Source organism: Streptomonospora nanhaiensis, from assembly GCF_013410565.1.
Classification (GTDB): domain Bacteria; phylum Actinomycetota; class Actinomycetes; order Streptosporangiales; family Streptosporangiaceae; genus Streptomonospora; species Streptomonospora nanhaiensis.
In genome coordinates this window covers 871,306-890,717 of the sequence record NZ_JACCFO010000001.1, presented here as the reverse complement: position 1 = coordinate 890,717, position 19,412 = coordinate 871,306, and the positions used below count along the sequence as shown (strand labels likewise).

Sequence of the window (19,412 nt, the reverse complement as noted above, 5' to 3'; positions counted from 1 at the left end):
CCGGTGCGACCGGCGGAAACACCGGAAAACGGCCGCACCGGACCGGATCTTTCGCCATGCCCTCGACCACCGCCCCGTGAAACGGGGCTCGGAACGCGCCGCCTCGGCCGCTATTTTGGAGCGTCCGCCGCATTCAGCGCCGTACGCCGTGGAGGAGTGGCCGTGTCCGATCCCCTGAACGTCGTGGAAGTCGAATTGGCCCGGGCGATCGTGCAGGCCGTTGTCCAGGGCCTGGCCGACCTCGTGCGCAAGGTCCCGGCGCTGTTCCGCCGGGGCGGCGGCGAGGACGCGGAGCAGGAGGCCCAGGCCGAACTCGACCGGTCGGCCGCCGCGCTGGAGGCCGCCTCCGGAGCCGACCGGGAGCGCGAGGTGGTCCGCCAGGAGGCCACCTGGGAGACCCTGCTGCGCCGGCTGCCCGCCGACGACGCGGGCACCCGCGCGGCGGCCGAGGCGCTGCTGGCCGAACTGCGCGCGGGGCTGGTCCAGGCCCCGGCGCAAGACGGGGGCGGCACGCAGGCGGTGTCGGGGGGCGAGGTCGGCGCGGTGCAGCAGGTGCGGGCCGGCCGCGACGCGTTCACCGCCGGGGGTGACCAGCACTTCGGCTCCGGACCGGACGCCCGGCGGTGAGCACCCCGGTGCCCCCGGCGCGGTCGGGGCACACGGGGCAGTCCGTCACCGCCGGACGGGACGCCTACACCGCGGGGCGCGACCAGCACTTCCACATCACGCTCGCCCCCTCGGTGCGGGCCGTCGCGGTGCTGCTCGCCGCCCTGGTGGCGGCCGGGGTCGGGCTGGCGTCCACGGCAACGGTCCACCTGGGCTCCTCCCTCACCGTCCGCGCGCTGGTGGGCGTGCTGGCGGTCCTGGCGGCGGTGGCGGCCGTCGTCGTCGCGGGCGTGGTCGTGTGGACCCGGCGCCGCCCGGGCCGGACGCTGGGCCCCCAGCACCTGGCGGGGCTGAAGGCCGACCTCGCCCGGCAGGCCCGGCGCGAGTGGGCCCGCGAATGGCACACCCGCATGCGGTTTCCGCCGCTGGCGGTGGAGTGGAGTGTGCCCGCCGGCCTGGAGGCGGGGGCGGGCGACCTGCCCCGGTCGGGTACGACCGCCGACGTGCTCCCCGCGTTCACGCGGCAGCCCCCGGCGCGGCGGCGACTGGTCGTGGTCGGCGCCGGCGGTTCGGGCAAGACGGTCCTGGCCCTGCAGTTGACGCTCGGCATGATCGACGCGGTCGCCGACTGGGGCGGCCCCGCGCCGGTGCCGGTCTACGTGCCGGCCGCGCTGTGGGACCCCACCTCCCAGGACCTGCGCGGCTGGCTGGTCGAACGGGTCGCGCAGGACTACGCCGGCTTCGACACCGTGGTCGTGGACGAGGCCGACGGCAGGTCCAAGACGGTCGCGGGGCTCCTGTTCGACCACGGCGCCCTACTGCCCGTCCTGGACGGCTTCGACGAGATGGGGCCGCGCAACCTCGCGGCCGAGGCGCTGCTGGACGCGGACCTCCCCTTCGTGCTGACCAGCCGCCCCGCCGAGTTCGACGCGGCCGCCGCGTGGCTGCGGGGCCAGGGCCGGGCGTTCGACCGGACCCCGGTCGTCGGGCTGCTGCCGCTCACCGCCGACGACGCGGTTGTCGACTACATCAGCGCGGGCTCACCGCCGCGCCGCGCCGGCGCCTGGGAGCGTGTCAGGCACCGGCTGCGGGCCGAACCCGACGGCCCGCTGGCCCGCGCGCTCAGCACCCCCCTGATGGTGGCCCTGGCGCGGACCGTGCACGGACCGGCCGACCGCGGCCCCGAGCCGCTGCTGGAGGCCCCCGACGCGGAGTCCTACCTGCTGGACGCGTTCTTCGCGTCGGTCTACGACGACCGGCTCCGCTCCGTCGACACCGAGCGGCGCGAACGGGACCGGCCCCACCACCGCGGGGACCGCCCGCTCCGGTGGCTCGGCTTCCTCGCCTCCCGGACGCGGCGCACCGGGCGCGGCACCCTGGCGTGGTGGGAGCTGCGCGGGCTGGCCGCGCCCCTGGTGCTGGAGACGGCGTGGGGTGCCGCCGCCGGGGCGGCGGCGGCGCTGCTGCTCGTCCCGCTGGGGTGGCGCGGCCTGGGCGTGGTGGCGGGTCCGTGCCTGGGCCTGCTGCTCGGCGCCGCGTTCGACCTGGCCTACGCCAGCGTCCGCCAGGCACGGTCCGCCGACCGGTCGGTCGGCGGCTTCCGGACCCGGCTCGACCTGCCGACCATCGGGCGCTGGCTGGCCACCGGGTCCTTCGTGGTCGCGGTGGCGCTCGCCGCCGGCGCCGCAGTGCTGGCGGCGAGCGCCGCGGCCGGGTGGCGGGCCCCGGCCGCACCGCCCGCGCGGGCCGACACCGCCGTCCTGGGGCTGCTGATCGCGGTCGTCGTCGCGGTCGCGGCCGGTATGGTGATCGGCCTGGTCGCCGGGGCGGCGCTGAGCCGCCCGGCGGTGGAGAAGCGGGTCGCCACCGTCCGCGCGGCCACCCCGACGAGCACGCTGGCCAGGGACCGGACCGCGAGCCTGGCGTTGACGGCCATGTTCGGCGTGGCGGTGGGGTTCGCCTCGGGCGCCGGGACGGCCGTGGCCTTCGGCGGCGACCTCGGCATGGGCGGCTGGGCCGCGGGGACGGCCCTGGTGCCGGGCGGTGTCGCGGCGGCCATGATGTTCACCGCGTGGACGCCCTATGTCCCCGTCCTCCTGTGGCTGGCCGCCCGCGGCAGGCTTCCGCTGCGGCTGGCCACGTTCCTCGCCGACGCGCGCAGGTGGGAGGTGCTCCGCCAGTTCGGCGCGCACTACCAGTTCCGGCACGAGGCGCTGCGGCGCCACCTCGCCGCCGGCTACGAGGCCGACCGGGCGGCCGGGGGCCGGGTGCGGGGCGGATAGGTTCGCGCAGGAGGGGTGCGGGGGCAGGGGCGTGGGGCGGACGGGAGCGCCGGTTGACCTTGACACGGTGGCAAGGGCTTTACTGCGTGTCCGAGGAGGTGGTCCCCATGACCACGGCGAACCAGGACACCCATGCGCGGCGCGCGCTCCGGGCTCTGCGGGACGGCAGGTCCTCCGTGCGCCTGCGGGCGGCCATGGCGGTCGGCACGGCGCCGGACCCGCGCTTCGTCGACACGCTCGTCGAGCGCTGCGCGGTGGAGCCGGAGTTCTTCGTCCGCGACATGCTGAGCTGGGCGCTCACCCGCCACCCGGTGGAGGCGGCGCTGCCCCCGCTGCTGCGCGAGGTGCGCGCCGAGTGCGCCCAGGCCCGCAGCCAGGCCCTGCACACGCTGTCCAAGATCGCGGACCGGCGGGCGTGGCCGGCGATCACCCGGGAGCTGCTGACCGACGCCGACGATGAGGTGGCGCGGAGCGCCTGGCGGGCCGCGGTGGTGCTCGTGCCGGAGGGCGAGGCGGCCGGCTTGGCCGAGGTGCTGGCGACGCAGCTGGGCCGCGGCGGGCGCGAGACGCAGCTGAGCCTCAGCCGGGCGCTGGTCGCGCTGGGCGAGGCCGCCGTGCCGGCGCTGCGCGCCGCGAAGGCGGCGCCCGCCTCCGGCGTGCGCGCCCACGCGCTCGCCACGGAGCGGCTGCTGGAGGACCCCGACGCCGCGTTCGCGTTCGCGATCGAGGAGGCCAAGCGCGTCGTGGCCCTGGGCGGGTCCGGCCAGGGGGGACACTAGGACGTGTTGATCGGTGAGGTGGCCCGGCGCTCCGGGGTCAGCGCCCGCATGCTGCGGCACTACGAGGCGCTGGGCCTGGTGCGCCCCTCGGCCCGGACGGGCTCGGGCTACCGGGAGTACTCCGGCGAGGACATCCGCCGCATCCTGCACATCGAGATCCTGCGGTCGCTGGGGCTGCCGCTGCGGGAGATCGGGCGGGCGCTCGACGACCCCGGCTTCACGCCCGCGACGCTCGTCCGCGACCTCATCCGCCACACGCGCGAGCGGATCGCGGCCGAGACCGAGCTGCTCACGCGGCTGCAACGGATCGACGCCGCGGAACCCGCCGACTGGGCGGACGTCCTCCAGGTCGTCGCCTTCCTCCAGGCGCTGGGGTCCGCCAGGGCCGGCGTGCGCCAGCGCGCGGCCCTCTCCTCGGGCGAGGACGCCGCGGCACCGGTGGAGGCACTGGCCGATGCGGTGCTGAGGGAGACCGATCCGCACGTCGCCGGCGCCCTGCGCTGGGCGCTGGCTCGTGCGGGCGACAGCGGCGTGGCGCCGCTGGCCGAGGGCCTGGGCTCACCGGAGGCCGCGGTGCGGGAACGGGCCGTGCGGTCCCTCGCCGAGATACCCGGGGACGAGGCCACCGCCCGGCTGCGGGAGGCCCTGGCCGACCCCGACGCCGCGGTCCGCGGGCCCGCGGCGCTGGCGCTGGGGGTGCGGGGGGTGGCCGACGCGGCGCCGGTGCTCGTGGAGATGGTCGCGGAGGGGCGCAACGACACCGAGGCGGCCGACGCGCTGGGCGCGCTGGCGGGCGACACCGCGACCGCCGACCGGATCGCGGCCGGGATCGTCGACCGCCTGGCCGACACCGCGACCCGGCCCCCTGCGCGCGTGTGGCTGACCCAGGCGCTGGCGGACATCCCGGGGCCCGCGGCCGGGCGCGCGCTGGAGGAGTTGGCGCGGGACGGCGACCGTGCCGTCGCGGTGACCGCGGCCTACCTGCTTCAGCTGCGCGGCGCGCGGTGAGGGGCGGCGCCCCGGCGGGTGCCCGGCCGTCCGGGCCGGGCCGGCGACCGCGGGAGGGGCGGCCAACCGCCCGTCCCGCGTCGCGCCCGCCTCAGCAGTAGAACGTGTAGCTCTCGGCCTTGTTGTCGAAGCCCTGGAGTTCGAGGTTGCCCCAGCGGCCGGGGCCGAGGTCCACGTAGCCGCCGGCGAACCCGTCCAGGTCCCACAGGCGGACGGTGCAGTTGGTCTCGTTGATGACGGACGAGATCTCGTTGTCGCCGTCCCACCCGTCGATGTCGCATCCCTCGGCCGGGCACTGGCCGGGCGTGGTGTGGACGTAGAGGGAGCCCGTGTAGTCGGGGTCCTCCCACATGCGCACCTCGCCGGGCGCCGCGACAGCCGGCGTGGCGCCCGTGGCGGACGCGAACGCGCTCGGCGCCGGGATCGCGACGGCCGCCGCGATGAACCCCGCCGCACCAAGGACCTGGGACTTCCTGCCAAGCACGATGACATACCCCCTGTGTGGTACGTGGTGTGAACCGGTGGGAGAACGCTAGGAGCCGGGGGTTGGGCTGTGGTTGCGCGCCGGTTGGGCCCGCTGGGTGCCCGACCTTCGCGCGCTGTCCGCGCGCCTGCCGCGCGGTCGGCGCACGGGAGGCGGGTGTGGTGGCACACCGCCCGTCGCGCTGGGCGCGGCAAAGAGGTCCGGGGAAACGTGAATTTCTCGGGGCGAAAATCCGGCGCGCGCTCCACCCCAGCCGCTCCCGGGCGGGCGGCGCGGAGCGCGGGCCCGGTGCCCCCGTGCGAGCGCGCCGTCACGCCCCGCGGCGGCGCGGTGCGCCACCGCGGGGAGGTGCGGAAAATCCCCGGCGGGCCGGTCGGCACCGGCCTCGGCCGCACCCGGCGGGACGCGGCCGCGGGCCGGGGCACGCCCCCCCGCGACCCCGTGCGCGCGGGAAGCGGTGACCGGAACCGACCCGGTTGGTACGCGCCATTTCTCCCCATTTCGGACATTGGGTGCCTTGATACACTTCCTCCCCTGGGTCAAGGTAAGCGCCGAGCGGGCGGCCGCGCGCCGCGCGACCGGAACACCGGACGGGCGCGGCGCCCGCGCCGGTGGACGACCGCGTCCGAGGCGTGGCGGGGACACGGGGAGGAAGGCAGTCTGGCGTGCTCGAAACTCTGTCCGGCGTACTGGTGCAGGTGGGAAACGCGCTCTCCAGCGGCGACGGCCTCCGGCTGCTCATCTACGGCAACACCGCCGTCCTGCTGGCGATCAACTCCATCGCGGGCCGCATCACCGCCCGCAAGAAGGCCGAGGCGCTGCGGAACAGGGCGCTCGCCGCGGGCGGCCCCCTGGCCAAGCAGCGGACCGCGATCGAGCGGTGGATGGAGCTCCAGCGACGGCGGGCCGAGCTCACCAAGGGGCGCGTCGAGACCCGCGCCCAGCGCGCCAGGGCCGCCGAGTACATGGCCCGGCAGATGCAGAACACCGAGCGGGGGGCCGGCGGCCTGCTGCCGGCCGCGCGCAACATCGCCGAGATCTTCAGGAAGGCCAACGAGAAGCGCGACGAGGAGGCCAAGAAGACGCCGGAGATCATCCTGCCCCAGGTGACCCGGCGCACCCGGCCGCACGCGGGCCGGGACGAGGCCGCCAAGACGTCGGTCCGCCGGTAGGCCGCCGCACGAAAGGACGGGCATGGACCCACTTCAGTGGCAGACACTGGCCGTGGCGGCCGCCGCGACCCTGCTCCTGGTCGCCGACCTCGCGCTGCGCCGCCGCGAGAACCGCACCGGGACGGCCGTCCCGCCCGCCCGGGACCTCGACGCCATGGCCGCGCGGCGCCGCGGCCTGGAGGAGGCGGGCCTCCCATTGGCCCGGCAGGAGGCCGCCGCCGGCAGCCGGGTCGACCAGCTCGCCGAAGCGGTGGAGGACGCCGCCGCGGGCCGGGCCCTCGTCGCCCTGGCCGACGTCGCCCGGCACGTCCGCGCGACCGACCGGCTGCTGGCCCAGGCCGGGCAGGCCGTGGACGCGGTGGTCGGCGCGGGGGAGGCGCCGACGGCGGACGACGGCTCCGGGGGCGGCCGCGCGCCCGCGCGGCCGCCGGCCGGCGAGCGGCACGGGGAAGGGGGGCGGGACCGGTGGTAGGCGCCATCGTCGTCGCGGCGTTCGCGGTCATCTACGCCCTGGTCATCCGCAAGGTGAACGCGGACCAGCGCGCCGCGGAGATGGAGCTGGTGGAGTCGCGGAAGGCGCTGCGCAAGAAGGGAGAGGAGGACTACAACGCCATCGAGAAGGCGCTCACGACCGGCGAGGCCTATCGGCGCTACGTCGCCGAGACCGCGCTCGCCAAGGACGGCGCGAGCGTGGCCCAGTACACCATGGCGGAGAAGCTGGTGCGGCAGTCGGCGGCGGTCATGGAGCGCAACGGGGCCCTGATCCCACCCCAGCTCGCGCCCTACATGGAGGGCGACTCCCCCCGGCTCGCCTACGTCGGGCCGCGTTCCCGCAAGCTGGAACTGGTCGACGACTCCTACCTGTCCGACCCCGACAGGCGCGCCGTCCGCTACTTCATCCGGGCCTACAACAACGGCCTGGCGGTCAGCCCGCGGCGGTCGTTCCTGCGCGCGTTCGCCGCGGTCCGACCGGTCCTTGTGGAGGGGCGCGACGAGGAGCTGCGGGACGGGCTGCCGGCCGACCGGGAGCCGCCCGTGCTCGCGCCGTCGGCGTTCGACGACGCCCTGGACCTCTCGACACCGCAGGGGATGGGGATCCGCGCGGTACTCCGCCGGGGGCGCGGCAAGTACTCTAAGCCCTTCAAGAGCACCGGCCTGTACCACCGGACGCAGGAACTGATCGAGCGGACCCGCGCCCGGCGCTCCGGGCCGAACGGCCAGGAGAGGAGGGGGCGCGATGCGTGAGCCCGTCCGCCCCGGCGCGCGGGCTGGAGGCGCGCGATGACGGTCCCCGAGGTGCTGTCCTTCGTCCTGTTCGCCTACTCCCTGGCCGTGCTGCTGCGCGTGCTGCGCTCGGTGCGCGAGCGGGGGTGGGAGGTGCCCGACGTGCTCCTGGCGTTCGACGCCGAGAACACGGCCGAGGCGCGCCGGGCCGCCGTGCACCAGGACGTGCTGCGCCGCCGGATGGCGCTCGTCCGCGCCTGCGAGGAGCGGGTCTACGGCCCCGAGGTGCACGCCGAGGAGCCTCCCCGCGGCGGGCGCGCCGCCGTCGCCGACCCCGTGGAGGGCGCACGGATGCTGGCCGAGCTGCGCGGCCGGCTGGCCGACCTCGACGCCGAGCGCGACCGCCGGATCGCGGAGGTCGACCGGGAGGCGGCCGCCACGCTGGACCGGCGCCGTGCGGCCATCGCGGCCGCCGCGCCCTACGACCGCGCGCTGCGGGCCGGGGCGTGGGCCTGCCTGGCCTGGCTCGCGGTGGTCACGCCGCTGTCCCTGGTGCTGTAGGCCGCCGCGCGACCGCGCCGGGAGCCGGTCCTGGGCACCCGCCCCAAGGAGAGGCGCCTGCGGGTCCCGGCCCGGACACGCAGCGCCCGCGGCCGGGCCGTGCCCCGGCGCTCGGGGCCAGGCCGCCGGGCGGTCCCGCCGCGGGCGGACGCGGCGAGGACCTCCGGCCCGGCACCGCACACGTCCTCTCGTCGCCTCCGCGCCCGCGCGGGGTAGTCGCCCGGTGGCGGCGGGGCACCGCCCGCCGCACCGCGAACAGGGAGGCCGACCATGGACGCCCGCGGCGCCGCAGGCGAGGACACCGACGGTTCGGGCATGGCGTGCGAGTGGGCCAGCGCCGTGCGCCCGCGCCCGCCCGCCGGGCCCCTCGCCCGATGGCTGCTGCGCAACCGGGTCGACCAGGTGCCCGGCCCCGCCGCGCACCCCGCGCGGCACCGCCGCCACCCCTGGTGGCGGATCATGTGCCTGACCGGTGTGGACTACTTCTCCACCCTGGGCTACCTGCCCGGTATCGCCTTCCTGGCCGCGGGCGCCCTGTCGCCCCTCGCGACCCTGCTCCTGGTCGCCCTCACCCTGGGCGGCATACTCCCGATCTACCGGGCCGTCGCCGCCGCCAGCCCCAACGGCCAGGGATCGGTGGCGATGCTGGAGCACCTGCTGCCCGAGTGGCGCGGCAAGCTCACCGTCCTGTGCCTGCTCGGGTTCGTCGCCACCGCCTGGATCATCACCATCACCCTGTCCTCGGCCGACGCCACCGCCCACATCGCCGAGAACCCCCTCACCCCCGAGCCCCTGCGCGGCCACCGCGTCGCCATCACCGCCCTGCTGCTGGTGCTGCTGGCCGCCGTCTTCTGCGCCGGGTTCACCGAGGCCGTCCTGGTCGCCATCCCGCTGGTGGCCGCGTTCCTCGCCCTCAACGCGGTCGTGGTCGCCGCCGCCCTGCACCGCATCGCCACCACCCCCCGCACCCTGGACGCGTGGTGGCAGGCGGCGGTCGAGGCGGGAGGCGGCGACCCGGCCCGCATCGCCCTCACCGCCGCGCTGGCCTTCCCGCTGCTCGCCCTGGGGCTGTCGGGGTTCGAGACCGGGGTCAGCATGATGCCGCTGGTCCAGGCCCGCGGCGCCACCGAGGAGCGGCGCCTGGCCGACCGCGTCACCGGCACCCGGCGCATGCTCACCACCGCGGCGCTCATCATGAGCGCCTACCTGCTCACCACCACCTTCACCACCGCCGCGCTCATCCCCGCGCGGGAGTTCGCCGACGGCGGGCGGGCCGAGGACCGCGCCCTGTCCTACCTGGCCCACACGCTGCTCGGCGAGGCGTTCGGCACCGCCTACGACCTCGCCACCATCGCCATCCTGTGGTTCGCGGGCGCCTCCGCCATGGCCGGACTCATCAACATCGTGCCCCGCTACCTGCCCCGGTACGGGATGGCGCCCGCCTGGACCCAGGCCGTCCGCCCGCTCGTCCTCGTCTACACCGCGGTGGCCCTCGCCCTCACCGCGGCTTTCGGCGCCGACGTCAACGCCCAGTCCGGCGCCTACGCCACCGGCATCCTCGCCATGATGGCCGCGGCCGCCGTGGCCGTCACCCTGGCCGCCCACCGCCGGCGCCGCCGCGCGGCCACCGCGGCCTTCGCCGGGGTGACGCTGGTGTTCGGCTACGCCCTCGCCGACACCGCCGTCACCCACCCCGACGGAGTCGGGATCTCCCTGGCGTTCGTCGCCGCGATCGTGGCGGTCTCCCTGGTCTCGCGCGTTGCCCGCAGCACCGAGCTGCGGGCCGAGAGCCTGCGCTTCGACTCCTCCGCCCGCGCGATGGTCGGCGCGGCGGCGGCCCGCGGGCCCACGCTGCACATCATCGCCAACCGCCGCCAGGCCGGCGACACCGCCGAATACCGCGCCAAGGAGCGCGAGCAGCGCACCATCAACCCGATCCCCGCCGACGCCCACGTGCTGTTCCTGGAGATCACCGTCCAGCACCCCTCGGACTTCTCGGAGGTGCTGTGCGTGCGCGGCGTGGACGTGGGCGGCTACCGGGTCCTGCGCGCCCGCAGCCCCGTCGTGGCCAACGCCCTGGCCGCGATCCTGCTGTGCCTGCGCGACGCTACGGGGCACAGCCCGCACTGCTACTTCCAGTGGACCGAGGGCCATCCACTGGTGAACCTGGCGCGCTACGTGCTGTTCGGCCAGGGCGACACCGCCTACCTGACCCGTGAGGTGCTGCGCGAGGCCGAGCCCGACCCGCGGCGCCGGCCCCGCGTCCACGTCGGATGACGCCCGGCGGAGCCCGGCATGCGCCCCCGATCACCGCCGCCCGGCGCGCACGCCCCGCGCCCGGCCCCGGGGCGGACTCGGGGCCGCGACGGGCGCTTCCGGCGGCGTGGGCCGAGCCGGCGCGCCGGGACGGTCAGGGGGCCGCCGCCGGCTCCCGCACCGCCTCCGGGCCGCCGCGCCGCCGGGCCCGGACGCGGGCGACCGCGACGGCGGCGACGGCGGCCGTGATGACGGCGTAGACGCTCAGGGTGATGGGCCCGGCGAACAGCACGCCGACGTCCCCCTGGCCGATCGCCAGGGCCCGGCGCAGCTCGCTCTCCGCCAGCGGCCCCAGGATCACGGCGATGAGCACCGGCGCCACGGGGATCGCGTACCGGCGCATCATGAAGCCCAGCATCCCCAGCACGATGAGCAGCCACAGGTCGGTGGTGGAGTGGGAGGAGGCGTAGACGCCCAGCACGGCGAACCCGGTGATGCCGGCGTACAGGTAGCGCTTGGGGATGAGCAGCAGCTTGGCCCACAGGGGAGCGAACGGCAGGTTGAGGACCAGCAGCAGCACGCTGCCGACGAACAGGCTGGCCAGCAGCGCCCACACCAGGTCGGCGTCGCGCTCGAACAGCAGGGGGCCGGGCTGCATGCCGTACTGCTGGAACGCCGCGAGCATGATCGCCGCGGTGGCCGAGGTCGGCAGCCCCAGCCCCAGCAGGGCGCCCATGGCGGTCCCCGCGGTGGCGCTGGCGGCCGTCTCGGGCGCCGCGACCCCCTCGATGGCGCCCGCCCCGAACTCGTCGGGCCGCCCGCCGCGCCGGGCCCGCAGCCCGGCCAGCTTGCGCTCGGTGCCGTACGCCAGGAAGGTGGGGATCTCCGAGCCGCCGGCCGGGATGGCGCCGAAGGGCAGGCCGAAGCCCAGCCCGCGCAGCCAGGCAGGGACGGCGCGGCGCAGTTCGCCCGGGGAGAGCCAGGGCGTGCCCCGCGCGGAGACCAGCCGCTCGCCCGCGTCCCGGCGGTGGAAGCGCGACGCGACGTGGAGGACCTCGCCCAGGGCCAGCAGGGCGACGGTCACGGTGACGATGTCGATGCCCTCGAACAGCGAGGGCACGCCGAGGGTGAACCGCGCGGCGCCGCTCTGGGCGTCGATGCCGACCATGGACACGGCCAGGCCGATGGACAGGGCGACCAGCCCCCGCACCATGGACTGGGCGACCACGGCGGAGGTCGCCACGAACGCGAAGACGGCCAGGGCCAGGTACTCGGCGGGGCCGAAGCTCAGCGCGACGGCGATGATCGTCTCGGAGAAGAACGCCACCACGGCCGTCGAGACCACCGCGCCGATGAAGGCCCCGACCGCCGCGGTGGCCAGCGCCTGGGGCGCCCTGCCGCGCAGGGCCATCCGGTGGCCCTCGATGGCGGTGGCGATGGCCGAGCTGTTGCCCGGCGTGTTCATCAGGATGGAGGCGGTGGAGTCGCCGAAGAGCCCGCCGTAGTAGACGGCGGTGAACATGATGAAGGCGCCCGTGGGGTCGAGCCGGAAGGTCACCGGCAGCAGCAGCGCCACCGCCATGGCCGAGCCCAGGCCGGGCAGCACGCCCACCGCGGTGCCCAGCACCACGCCGACGAACGCCCACAGTAGGTTCTCCGGGGTCAGGGCGGCGGCGAAGCCGCCGCCCAGGAGCGCGATGGTCTCCATGTCAGAGCAGCCCTCCCAGGATCCCGGAGGGCAGGTTCAGGCCGAGCCCGCCGACGAAGGCGAGCTGGACGACGGAGGAGTAGACCAGGGCCACGGCCGCCTCGTACAGCGGCCGCCTGCCCCCGAACGCCCAGGCCACCCCGAAGAACAGCAGGGCGCCCGACAGCAGCCACCCCAGCGGCTGCAGCAGCAGCGCGAACGCCGCGACCGCGCCCAGCACCGTGCCGACCGTGCGCCAGTCGGTGTAGGGGCCGCGCCGGCGGTGTGCGGCGGTGTCGGCGCCGTCCGCCGCGGGGGCGGCCGGCGTGCGGACGACCTGCACCACCAGGGCCGAGCCGAGCAGCAGCATGAGGCCCGACACCAGCCCGGGGAAGAGCCGGGGGCCGGGGCCGGTGGAGGTGTCGGGGACGTGCATCGCGGCGGTCTGGACGGCCATGAAGACGGCGATGCCGATGACCAGCAGCCCCACGAAGACCTCGCTGCGGCCCGTCCACCAGGACGGGCGGTCGGCGGGGGCGGCGGCGGGGCGCGGGGGCGCGGTGGGCGGGGACTCGCTCGTGGGGTTCATGACAGGTCCAGGTCCTCGGTGATGTCGGTGATGCGGGCGATCTCTGCCTGGAGGAACCGCTCGAACTCCGGGCCGGTCTGGAAGGTGTCGTCCCACCGGTTGCGTTCGAGGGTGTCCCGCCACTCGGGCGAGGCGACCATCTCCTCCACGATGGCCGTCAGCTCCGCGCGTTCGGCGTCGGTGATCCCGGGCGGTGCCATGAACCCCCGCCAGTTGGGCAGCACGGCGTCCACGCCCTGCTCGGGCAGCGTGGGGTGCTCCTCCAGGCCCTCGACGCGCTCGTGCGCCGAAACGCCCAGCACCCGCAGCTCCCCCGCCTCGACCTGGTCGCTGAACTCGTTGTAGCCGGAGACGCCGACGTCGATGCTGCCCGACAGCAGCGACGTCAGCGCCTGCGCGCCGCCGGCGAAGGGGATGTAGTTGACGTCGGCGGGGTCTATCCCCTCCGACTTCGCGGCCAGCCCGGCCAGCAGGTGGTCGGTGCCTCCGAGCGAGCCCCCGCCCACGGCCACGGCGCCGGGGTCCTCGCGCCAGGCGTCGACGAGGTCGCCCATGTCGCGCAGCGGCGAGTCCGCGGGCACGACGAAGACCTCGTAGTCGTCGGCGACGCGCGCGATGGGTACCACGTCCTCCAGCGTCTGGGCGGAGTCGTTGACGATGATGCCGCCGATCATCACCGTCCCCGTGGTCATCAGGGTGGTGGCGCTGCCCTCGCGCCGGACGGTCTGGGCCAGGCCGATGGTGCCCCCGGCGCCGGGCAGGTTGACCACCTGGGTGTTGCTCACGATGCCGTTGACGCGCATGGCGTTCTGCGCCTCGCGGGCCACCAGGTCCCACCCGCCGCCGGGGTCGGCGGGCACCACGATGTCGATGCGGGCGCGGGCCTCGGACCCGTCCGTCTGCGAGAGCGCGGCGTTGGCCGCCCCGGCCCCCACGACGAGCGCCGCGCCCACGGCACCCGCCGCGCGCAGGACGCGCTGCTTGTCCATCGTCCTCCCTCTCACCCGCTGGTCCACCAGGCGGACCAACGAGGCCGCGGATTGGTTCCGAGAATGATCCAGATCACGTGCGGCCCTGTCAATGGGCGGGCGTCATCTGCTGTTAACAAGGCGATCACCGGGCGCGCTGCGCCTCCCGGCTGGTCAGCGCGCCTCCCGCTGCACCGGGCGCCCCGTGCGAAGCGGAGCCCTCTGGCGGTCCGGCTGCCTTTTGGGTACTGTGGCCACTCCATACCGTCTGACAGTCCAAACGGTCCATCTAGTGGACCAGTGGAGGGAAGGGTGATGGGGGCGGATACCGACGGGGGCGTCAGGAGCGTGGTGCGCGCGCTCGACCTGCTCGACCTGTACGACGAGCGCGACCAGCGCTACTCCACGCGCGAACTCGTGGAGCTGACCGGCCTGGCCAAGACCACGGTTCTGCGCCTGGTCGCCACACTGGAGCAGCGCGGCCTGCTGTGGACCGGCTCCGACGGCCGCGTCGGCGCCGGGCCGGGCCTGCTCCGGTGGGCGCGGCTGGCGCACGCGCTGTGGCAGGTGCCCGAGCCCGTCCGCGCCGTGATGCGCGACCTCACCGTCCAGACCTCCGAGACCGTCAACCTCTACGTGCGGGTCGACGCCGTGCGCGTGTGCGTGGCCCAGGAGGAGGGCCCGCTGCGCCTGCGCCACATCGTCAACCCCGGCGACGAGATGGTCCTGTGGGGCGGGGCGGCCAGCAAGGTCCTGCTGCAGGGGGCGCCCGACTCCGTGCTGGAGCGCGTCGCCGCCGCCTCGCCGCAGGGGCCCCGGCACGCCGACCGGCTGCGGGCCGAGGTCGCCCAGGCCCGGGAGCGCGGTTTCGCGGTCAGCCACGGCGAGCGCGAACACGGCGTCTCCGGGGTGGCCGCGCCCGTGCACCGGCCCGAGGGCGGCACGGCGCCTGTTGCCGCCCTGGCCGTGGGCGGCCCCACCGCCCGCTTCACCGACGCCGCGGTCCGCGGGTTCGCCGCCGCCGTGGTCGAGGCGGCCCGGCGGGTCACCGAGATCGGCTTCGACCCCGGGGCGCCGGCCGCCGCGGCCGCCTCAAGGGGCGACCGGTGAGCGCCGGCGCGCCCGCGCCCGACCCGCGGCCCCTGGCCGGGGTGCGCGTGCTGGACCTGACCAACGTCCTGGCCGGGCCCTACGCCGGCTACCAGCTCGCCCTCATGGGGGCCGACGTGGTCAAGATCGAGGTCCCCGGCGCAGGCGACCTCGCCCGGCAGCTGGGGGCCTCCCCGGAGCTGAACGCCAAGGGGCTGGGCGCCTCCTTCCTCGCGCAGAACAGCGGGAAGCGCTCGCTGTCGCTGAACCTGAAGGCGGAGCGGGGCCAAGAGGTCATGCGGCGCCTGGTCGAGCGGGCCGACGTGCTGCTGGAGAACTTCCGGCCCGGGGTCATGGAGCGCCTGGGCTTCGGCTGGGAGGCGCTGCGCGGGATCAACCCCGGCCTGGTCTACTGCGCCGTCTCGGGGTTCGGCGCCGACGGCCCGCTCAGCGACCGCCCCGCCTACGACCAGATCGTCCAGGGGCTGTCGGGCATGATGGACGCCACCGGCACGGCCGGCACCGGCCCGCTGCGCGCCGGGTTCCCCATCGCCGACATCCTGGGCGGGCTGGCGGCGGCCTTCGCCGTGGCCGGCGCCCTGGTGCGGCGCGAACGCGGCGGCGAAGGGGCCTACCTGGACGTCTCCATGCTGGAGACCGCCATCACCGCCATGGGGTGGGGCGCGTCCAACTACCTGTCGGCCGGGGTGGAGCCCCGCCGCATCGGCAACGAGAACGCCACCGCCGCGCCCTCGGGCACCTTCCGCACCGCCGAGGGCGACCTCAACATCGCCGCCAACAAGCAGGAGCAGTTCGAGACCCTGTGCGCGGTGGTCGGCGCCCCCGAACTCGCCCGCGACCCGCGCTTCGCCGCCCGCGAGGACCGCAAGGCCCACCGCGGGCCGCTGCGCGAGGCGCTGGAGGAGTACCTCGCCCAGCGGCCCGCGGCCGAATGGGAGGTCGCGCTCTCGGCGGCCGGCGTCCCCGCAGCACGCGTCCTCAGCGTCCGCGAGGCCCTGGAGTCGGACCACATCGCGCACCGGCGGCTGCTGCACACGCTGCCCTTCCCCGGCGAGGAGGGGCGCAGCCTGCGGGTGCTGGGCAGCGGCGTGCACGTCGACGGCGCCGCCCTGGGCCCCGGGAGGCCACCGCCGCTGCTGGGCGAGCACACCGACGAGATCCTGCGCGAGGCGGGATACGGACCGGCCGACATCGATCAGCTCAGAGAGGCGGGAGCGATATGAGCGACCCCGACGCCGCGACCATGACCCACGAGGAGATCGGCGCCTGGTGGGCCACCTCCGTCACCCGCGTCGCCCCCGGCGAGATCGACCTGCGGGGCTATGCGGTGCAGGACGTCATCGGCCGGCTGGGGTTCGTCGAGGTGGTCTGGCTCCTGCTGCGCGGCGAACGGCCCGACCCCGCCCGCGCGCGGATGCTGGAGGCCGCGCTCGTGGCGAGCGTCGACCACGGGCCCCAGGCGCCCTCCATCGCCGCCGCCCGCATGGCGGCCACCTGCGGGCTGGGGCTCAACAGCGCGGTGGCCACCGGGGTCAACCTCCTGGGCGACGTCCACGGCGGCGCCGGGCAGCAGTGCGTGGCCCTGCTCCACCGGATGGCCGACCTGCGCGCGGCGGGGGGCGGCGCCGAGGCCGTGGCGGAGGCGGTCGTCGCCGAGTACCGGGAGCGCGGCGCCTACGTCCCGGGGTTCGGGCACCGGTTCCACCCCCGCGACCCGCGCCGCGACCCGCTGCTGGCCATGGTGCGCGAGGCGGTCGAGGACGGCGTGGTCGACCCCGGTCCGCTCGAGTCCGCGCTGGCGCTGGAGAAGGCCCTGGCGGCGCGGCGGACCCGCCCGGTCCCGATGAACATCGACGGGGCCACCGCGGTCGTGTACGCCTGCCTGGGCTTCGACGCCGAACTGGCCCGCGGCCTGTTCGTCCTGTCGCGCTCGGTCGGCATCCTGGCCCACGCCTGGGAGGAGAGCCGCGGCGGAGCCCGCATCAAGGGCCCCCTGCCCCGCCAGGTCCTGGCCGCCTACACCGGCCCGCCCACCCGCGCGCTCGGCCCCGACGCCTGACCCCGCCCGCCCCCGAGCCGCCGGGGACCGGCCCCAGGCGGGCCGCGCTACCCGGCGGTGGGGGCGGCGGTGCTCTCGCGGACCACGACCTCGCCCGACACCGCCACCGTGCGGGGCTCCTCGTCGGCGTCCTCGCGCAGGGCCAGCCGGGCGGCCTCCTCGCCCATCCACTCCAGGGGCAGGCGCACGGTGGTGAGGCCCGGGGTGAGGTCGCGCAGGGTGGGGATGTCGTCGAACCCGGCCACCGAAAGGTCGCGCGGCACGTGCAGGCCGGCGTCGCGCAGCGCGGCCATGGCGCCGGTGGCCATGACGTCGTTGACGGCGAACAGGCAGGTGGCGTCGGTCCCGGCGGCCAGCAGGCGGCGGGTGGACTCGTAGCCGCCGTCGCGGGTGAAGGCGCCGTGCACCACGTTGCGCGGGTCCAGTTCGATGCCCGCGGCCGACAGCGCCGCGTGGAAGCCGTCGAGCCGGTCGCGGGCGGTGCGCAGGTTGGTGGGCCCGGCCAGCAGCGCGAAGCGCCGGTGGCCCAGGCCGATCAGGTGGCGGGCGAGTTCGGCGGCGCCGTTGCGGTTGTCGGGCACGACCGTGTCGGCCGGCAGGCCCTCCTGGGACACGCACGCGATCCGGCCGCCGCGCCCGGTGAACGTGGCGATCTCGTCGGCGAGGCGGCGGGTGGTCTCCTCCTCGACGGTGCGGCTGCCGGCCAGCACCACCGCGCGGGCGCGGTGGGAGCGCAGGGTGGCCAGCAGCTCCAGCTCGCGCTGGGGCGTGCGGCCCGTGGTGCCCAGGACCACGACCAGGCCCTCGTCCTCGGCCGCGCGGGTCACGCCCGAGGCGATGCTGGAGAAGTAGGGGTCGGCGATGTCGTGCACGATCAGGCCGACCAGGGAGCTGGTGTTGCGGGCGAGGGTCTGCGCCGAGGCGTTGGCGAGGTAGCCCAGTTCGTGCGCGCTGGCGGTGACCCGGTCGCGCAGGGTGCGGCCCACCTGGCGGGTGCTGCCGTTGAGCACGCGCGAGGCGGTGGCCAGGGAGACGCCGGCGTGCCGGGCGACCTGTTCCAATGTCACGTATCCGCTGCCCACAGCCTGACCTTTCGCGCCTGTTGGAAAACTCTTTCCGCGGTTCGATCATAGGCCGCGCGCGAGGGGGGCGACCAGCCGCGACCTCCGGCGGACCCCGCTCACCCCCGGCACGCTGGGCCGACGCCCGACCGGCGGCCCGGGCGGGCGCCAGCCGACCTGGCGGCCCGGTGGGGGAGGGGCGCTCGCCCGGGAGGGCGGGGCAACCCCCGGTGCGCGGGGTCAGGGCGCCTCGGGGAGGGGTTCGCGCAGCTCCGTGCGCCAGGTGCGGGCGGGCCGCCAGCCCAGCCGCTCGGCGGCCGCCCGCGCGGAGAACGCCGCCCGCCGGCCGGTGAGCGCGGCGGCGTGGGGGGCCGTGCCCGGGTGGAAGCGCGGCAGCAGCTCGGCCAGCGGCGCGAGCGCGAGGGCGTCCTCGGCGATGGCGTGGAAGACCTCGCCGCTGACGGCAGCCTCCGGCCGCTCGCACAGCAGCGCGAACAGTTCGGCCGCGTCGCGCGCGTCGACGTAGTTGAACAGCGCCACCGCCGACAGTCCGGGGTCGCGCAGCCGCTCGGCGACCGTGTGCCCCTGCTGCGTGGGCGCGCCCGCCCACTCCTCGGGCGCGATGACGTACCCGGGGCGGACGCAGGTGAGCGTGCAGCCGGCGGCCCCCGCACGGGCGAGGGTGCGCGCGGTCTCCTCGATGATGAGCTTGCTCAGTCCGTAGGAGTGGCGGGGCGCGCGGGGGTGCGCCTCGTCCAGCGGCAGGTAGCGGGGCCGCCAGTCGGGGGTTCCGTAGCCGAACACGGTGGGGCTGGAGGCGGCGGTGGCCGACCGGGCGCCGTGCTCGGCGGCGGCGGACAGCACCGCCCAGGCCAGCCGGGTGTTGACGTCGAGGATCTCGGTGTCGGGGCGGGCGAAGGGCACCGCGATCCCGGCGAGGTGGACCACGGCCTCGGGGCGCACCTGGGCGAAGAGGTCGCCGCGCGCGGTGTCGTCCAGCAGGTCCGCGGTGAGCCGGATGACGCCGTCCGTGCGCGCCGGGGCTTCGGGAGCGGGCGCGACGTCGGCGGACACCACCTCGTGCCCGCGCGCGGCGAGCACGGCGACGACGCTGCGGCCCAGCCTGCCCGCTCCACCGGTGACGAGAATGCGCATGGCAACGGCCCCTCATTCCAGTCGGAGTCGGCGTCGGGCATGGTAAGGAAAGCGCTTACCGCCAGCATGGCACGGAGTTGCGAGCCGGGTCAACGGGAGAGGGAAGGCCGGTCTGGGGGAAGGTGTGTCGGTTCCGAAAAAGCGTCCTCTTTGCCGGAACCGGTGGTGATATGGCGGCGGGCTCGGGGCTTCCGGATATCCGCAATGTCGGTAACGTATTCCGCGACTTCGGCGGCGATTACCCGCGGTGGCTGTCGTCTGAGTAATCTCCCCGCCATGCCCGGAAAAGAACATGAATTGCAGGTGCTGTTCCTGCAGTGGGCGCCGGACGTGGTGCCGACCATCCTTCGCGAGATATGCGGGATGGATGTGCCCGAGTACCATCACGCGGAACTCGGGTGCACCGATCTC

The 19,412-nt window shown here is 76.0% G+C and carries 18 protein-coding genes; 12 read left to right on the top strand and 6 right to left on the bottom strand.

Translation table 11 applies throughout. From position 1 onward, the window contains the following. Nucleotides 1-162: 162 nt before the first annotated feature. The 4 genes from HNR12_RS03845 to HNR12_RS03830 all read left to right on the top strand — a co-directional run bounded on the left by HNR12_RS03845 (nt 163) and on the right by HNR12_RS03830 (nt 4,675). The gene (locus HNR12_RS03845) at nt 163-627 is read left to right on the top strand and encodes a hypothetical protein (protein WP_179766162.1); all 465 of its coding nucleotides are present in this window, start codon (nt 163-165) and stop codon (nt 625-627) included. Beyond that, on the top strand, nt 624-2,888 hold the full coding sequence (locus tag HNR12_RS29035; protein WP_179766160.1) for a hypothetical protein: 2,265 nt from the start codon (nt 624-626) through the stop codon (nt 2,886-2,888). Before HNR12_RS03845 ends, HNR12_RS29035 begins: the two co-directional genes overlap by 4 nt. Before the next feature lie 107 nt (nt 2,889-2,995). Then, nucleotides 2,996-3,667 carry a HEAT repeat domain-containing protein gene (locus HNR12_RS03835; protein ID WP_179766158.1) on the top strand — a complete coding sequence of 224 codons (672 nt, stop codon included), beginning with the start codon at nt 2,996-2,998 and terminating at the stop codon, nt 3,665-3,667. Nucleotides 3,668-3,670: 3 nt separating this feature from the next. Beyond that, nucleotides 3,671-4,675, top strand: coding sequence for a MerR family transcriptional regulator (locus tag HNR12_RS03830; protein WP_179766156.1), 1,005 nt, complete (start codon nt 3,671-3,673; stop codon nt 4,673-4,675). 91 nt (nt 4,676-4,766) lie between these two features. On the opposite strand, the gene HNR12_RS03825 is transcribed toward HNR12_RS03830, so the two are convergent. After that, nucleotides 4,767-5,159 (bottom strand): peptidase inhibitor family I36 protein, encoded by a 393-nt coding sequence (locus HNR12_RS03825; RefSeq protein WP_179766154.1) that lies wholly within the window; start codon nt 5,157-5,159, stop codon nt 4,767-4,769. Nucleotides 5,160-5,824: 665 nt separating this feature from the next. Between HNR12_RS03825 and HNR12_RS03820 the strand changes: the two genes are divergently transcribed. From HNR12_RS03820 to HNR12_RS03800, 5 genes are all read left to right on the top strand, one after another. Continuing rightward, nucleotides 5,825-6,331, top strand: coding sequence for a hypothetical protein (locus HNR12_RS03820; protein ID WP_179766153.1), 507 nt, complete (start codon nt 5,825-5,827; stop codon nt 6,329-6,331). A gap of 22 nt (nt 6,332-6,353) precedes the next feature. Further along, nucleotides 6,354-6,803, top strand: coding sequence for a hypothetical protein (locus HNR12_RS03815; RefSeq protein ID WP_179766152.1), 450 nt, complete (start codon nt 6,354-6,356; stop codon nt 6,801-6,803). Beyond that, the gene (locus HNR12_RS03810; RefSeq protein ID WP_179766150.1) at nt 6,797-7,576 is read left to right on the top strand and encodes a hypothetical protein; all 780 of its coding nucleotides are present in this window, start codon (nt 6,797-6,799) and stop codon (nt 7,574-7,576) included. Before HNR12_RS03815 ends, HNR12_RS03810 begins: the two co-directional genes overlap by 7 nt. Nucleotides 7,577-7,612: 36 nt before the next feature. Further along, nucleotides 7,613-8,116, top strand: coding sequence for a hypothetical protein (locus HNR12_RS03805; protein WP_179766149.1), 504 nt, complete (start codon nt 7,613-7,615; stop codon nt 8,114-8,116). Between the two features lie 270 nt (nt 8,117-8,386). Next, on the top strand, nt 8,387-10,393 hold the full coding sequence (locus HNR12_RS03800) for an amino acid transporter (protein ID WP_246424994.1): 2,007 nt from the start codon (nt 8,387-8,389) through the stop codon (nt 10,391-10,393). A gap of 133 nt (nt 10,394-10,526) precedes the next feature. Here the strand turns inward: HNR12_RS03800 and HNR12_RS03795 are convergent, their stop codons facing one another. Genes HNR12_RS03795 through HNR12_RS03785 form a run of 3 tightly spaced genes read right to left on the bottom strand, consistent with a single transcriptional unit; the run spans nt 10,527 to nt 13,637 of the window. Further along, complete coding sequence (locus HNR12_RS03795) at nt 10,527-12,080, bottom strand: tripartite tricarboxylate transporter permease (protein WP_179766147.1); 1,554 nt, start codon at nt 12,078-12,080, stop codon at nt 10,527-10,529. Between the two features lies 1 nt (nt 12,081). Further along, nucleotides 12,082-12,648, bottom strand: coding sequence for a tripartite tricarboxylate transporter TctB family protein (locus HNR12_RS03790; RefSeq protein ID WP_179766146.1), 567 nt, complete (start codon nt 12,646-12,648; stop codon nt 12,082-12,084). Beyond that, complete coding sequence (locus tag HNR12_RS03785) at nt 12,645-13,637, bottom strand: Bug family tripartite tricarboxylate transporter substrate binding protein (RefSeq protein ID WP_179766145.1); 993 nt, start codon at nt 13,635-13,637, stop codon at nt 12,645-12,647. Before HNR12_RS03785 ends, HNR12_RS03790 begins: the two co-directional genes overlap by 4 nt. Before the next feature lie 294 nt (nt 13,638-13,931). Between HNR12_RS03785 and HNR12_RS03780 the strand changes: the two genes are divergently transcribed. The 3 genes from HNR12_RS03780 to HNR12_RS03770 are packed head-to-tail and all read left to right on the top strand — an operon-like array spanning nt 13,932 to nt 16,785. Further along, nucleotides 13,932-14,726, top strand: coding sequence for an IclR family transcriptional regulator (locus HNR12_RS03780; RefSeq protein ID WP_218901850.1), 795 nt, complete (start codon nt 13,932-13,934; stop codon nt 14,724-14,726). Beyond that, nucleotides 14,723-15,949 (top strand): CaiB/BaiF CoA transferase family protein, encoded by a 1,227-nt coding sequence (locus HNR12_RS03775; protein ID WP_217782311.1) that lies wholly within the window; start codon nt 14,723-14,725, stop codon nt 15,947-15,949. The genes HNR12_RS03780 and HNR12_RS03775 overlap by 4 nt, the downstream gene beginning before the upstream one ends. Continuing rightward, complete coding sequence (locus HNR12_RS03770; protein WP_179766141.1) at nt 15,946-16,785, top strand: citryl-CoA lyase; 840 nt, start codon at nt 15,946-15,948, stop codon at nt 16,783-16,785. The genes HNR12_RS03775 and HNR12_RS03770 overlap by 4 nt, the downstream gene beginning before the upstream one ends. 47 nt (nt 16,786-16,832) lie before the next feature. On the opposite strand, the gene HNR12_RS03765 is transcribed toward HNR12_RS03770, so the two are convergent. Further along, a complete protein-coding gene (locus HNR12_RS03765; RefSeq protein WP_179766140.1) occupies nt 16,833-17,867 on the bottom strand; it encodes a LacI family DNA-binding transcriptional regulator in 1,035 nt (344 codons plus the stop codon). A gap of 219 nt (nt 17,868-18,086) precedes the next feature. Continuing rightward, nucleotides 18,087-19,001 (bottom strand): NAD-dependent epimerase/dehydratase family protein, encoded by a 915-nt coding sequence (locus HNR12_RS03760; protein ID WP_179766139.1) that lies wholly within the window; start codon nt 18,999-19,001, stop codon nt 18,087-18,089. Nucleotides 19,002-19,412 lie beyond the last annotated feature (411 nt).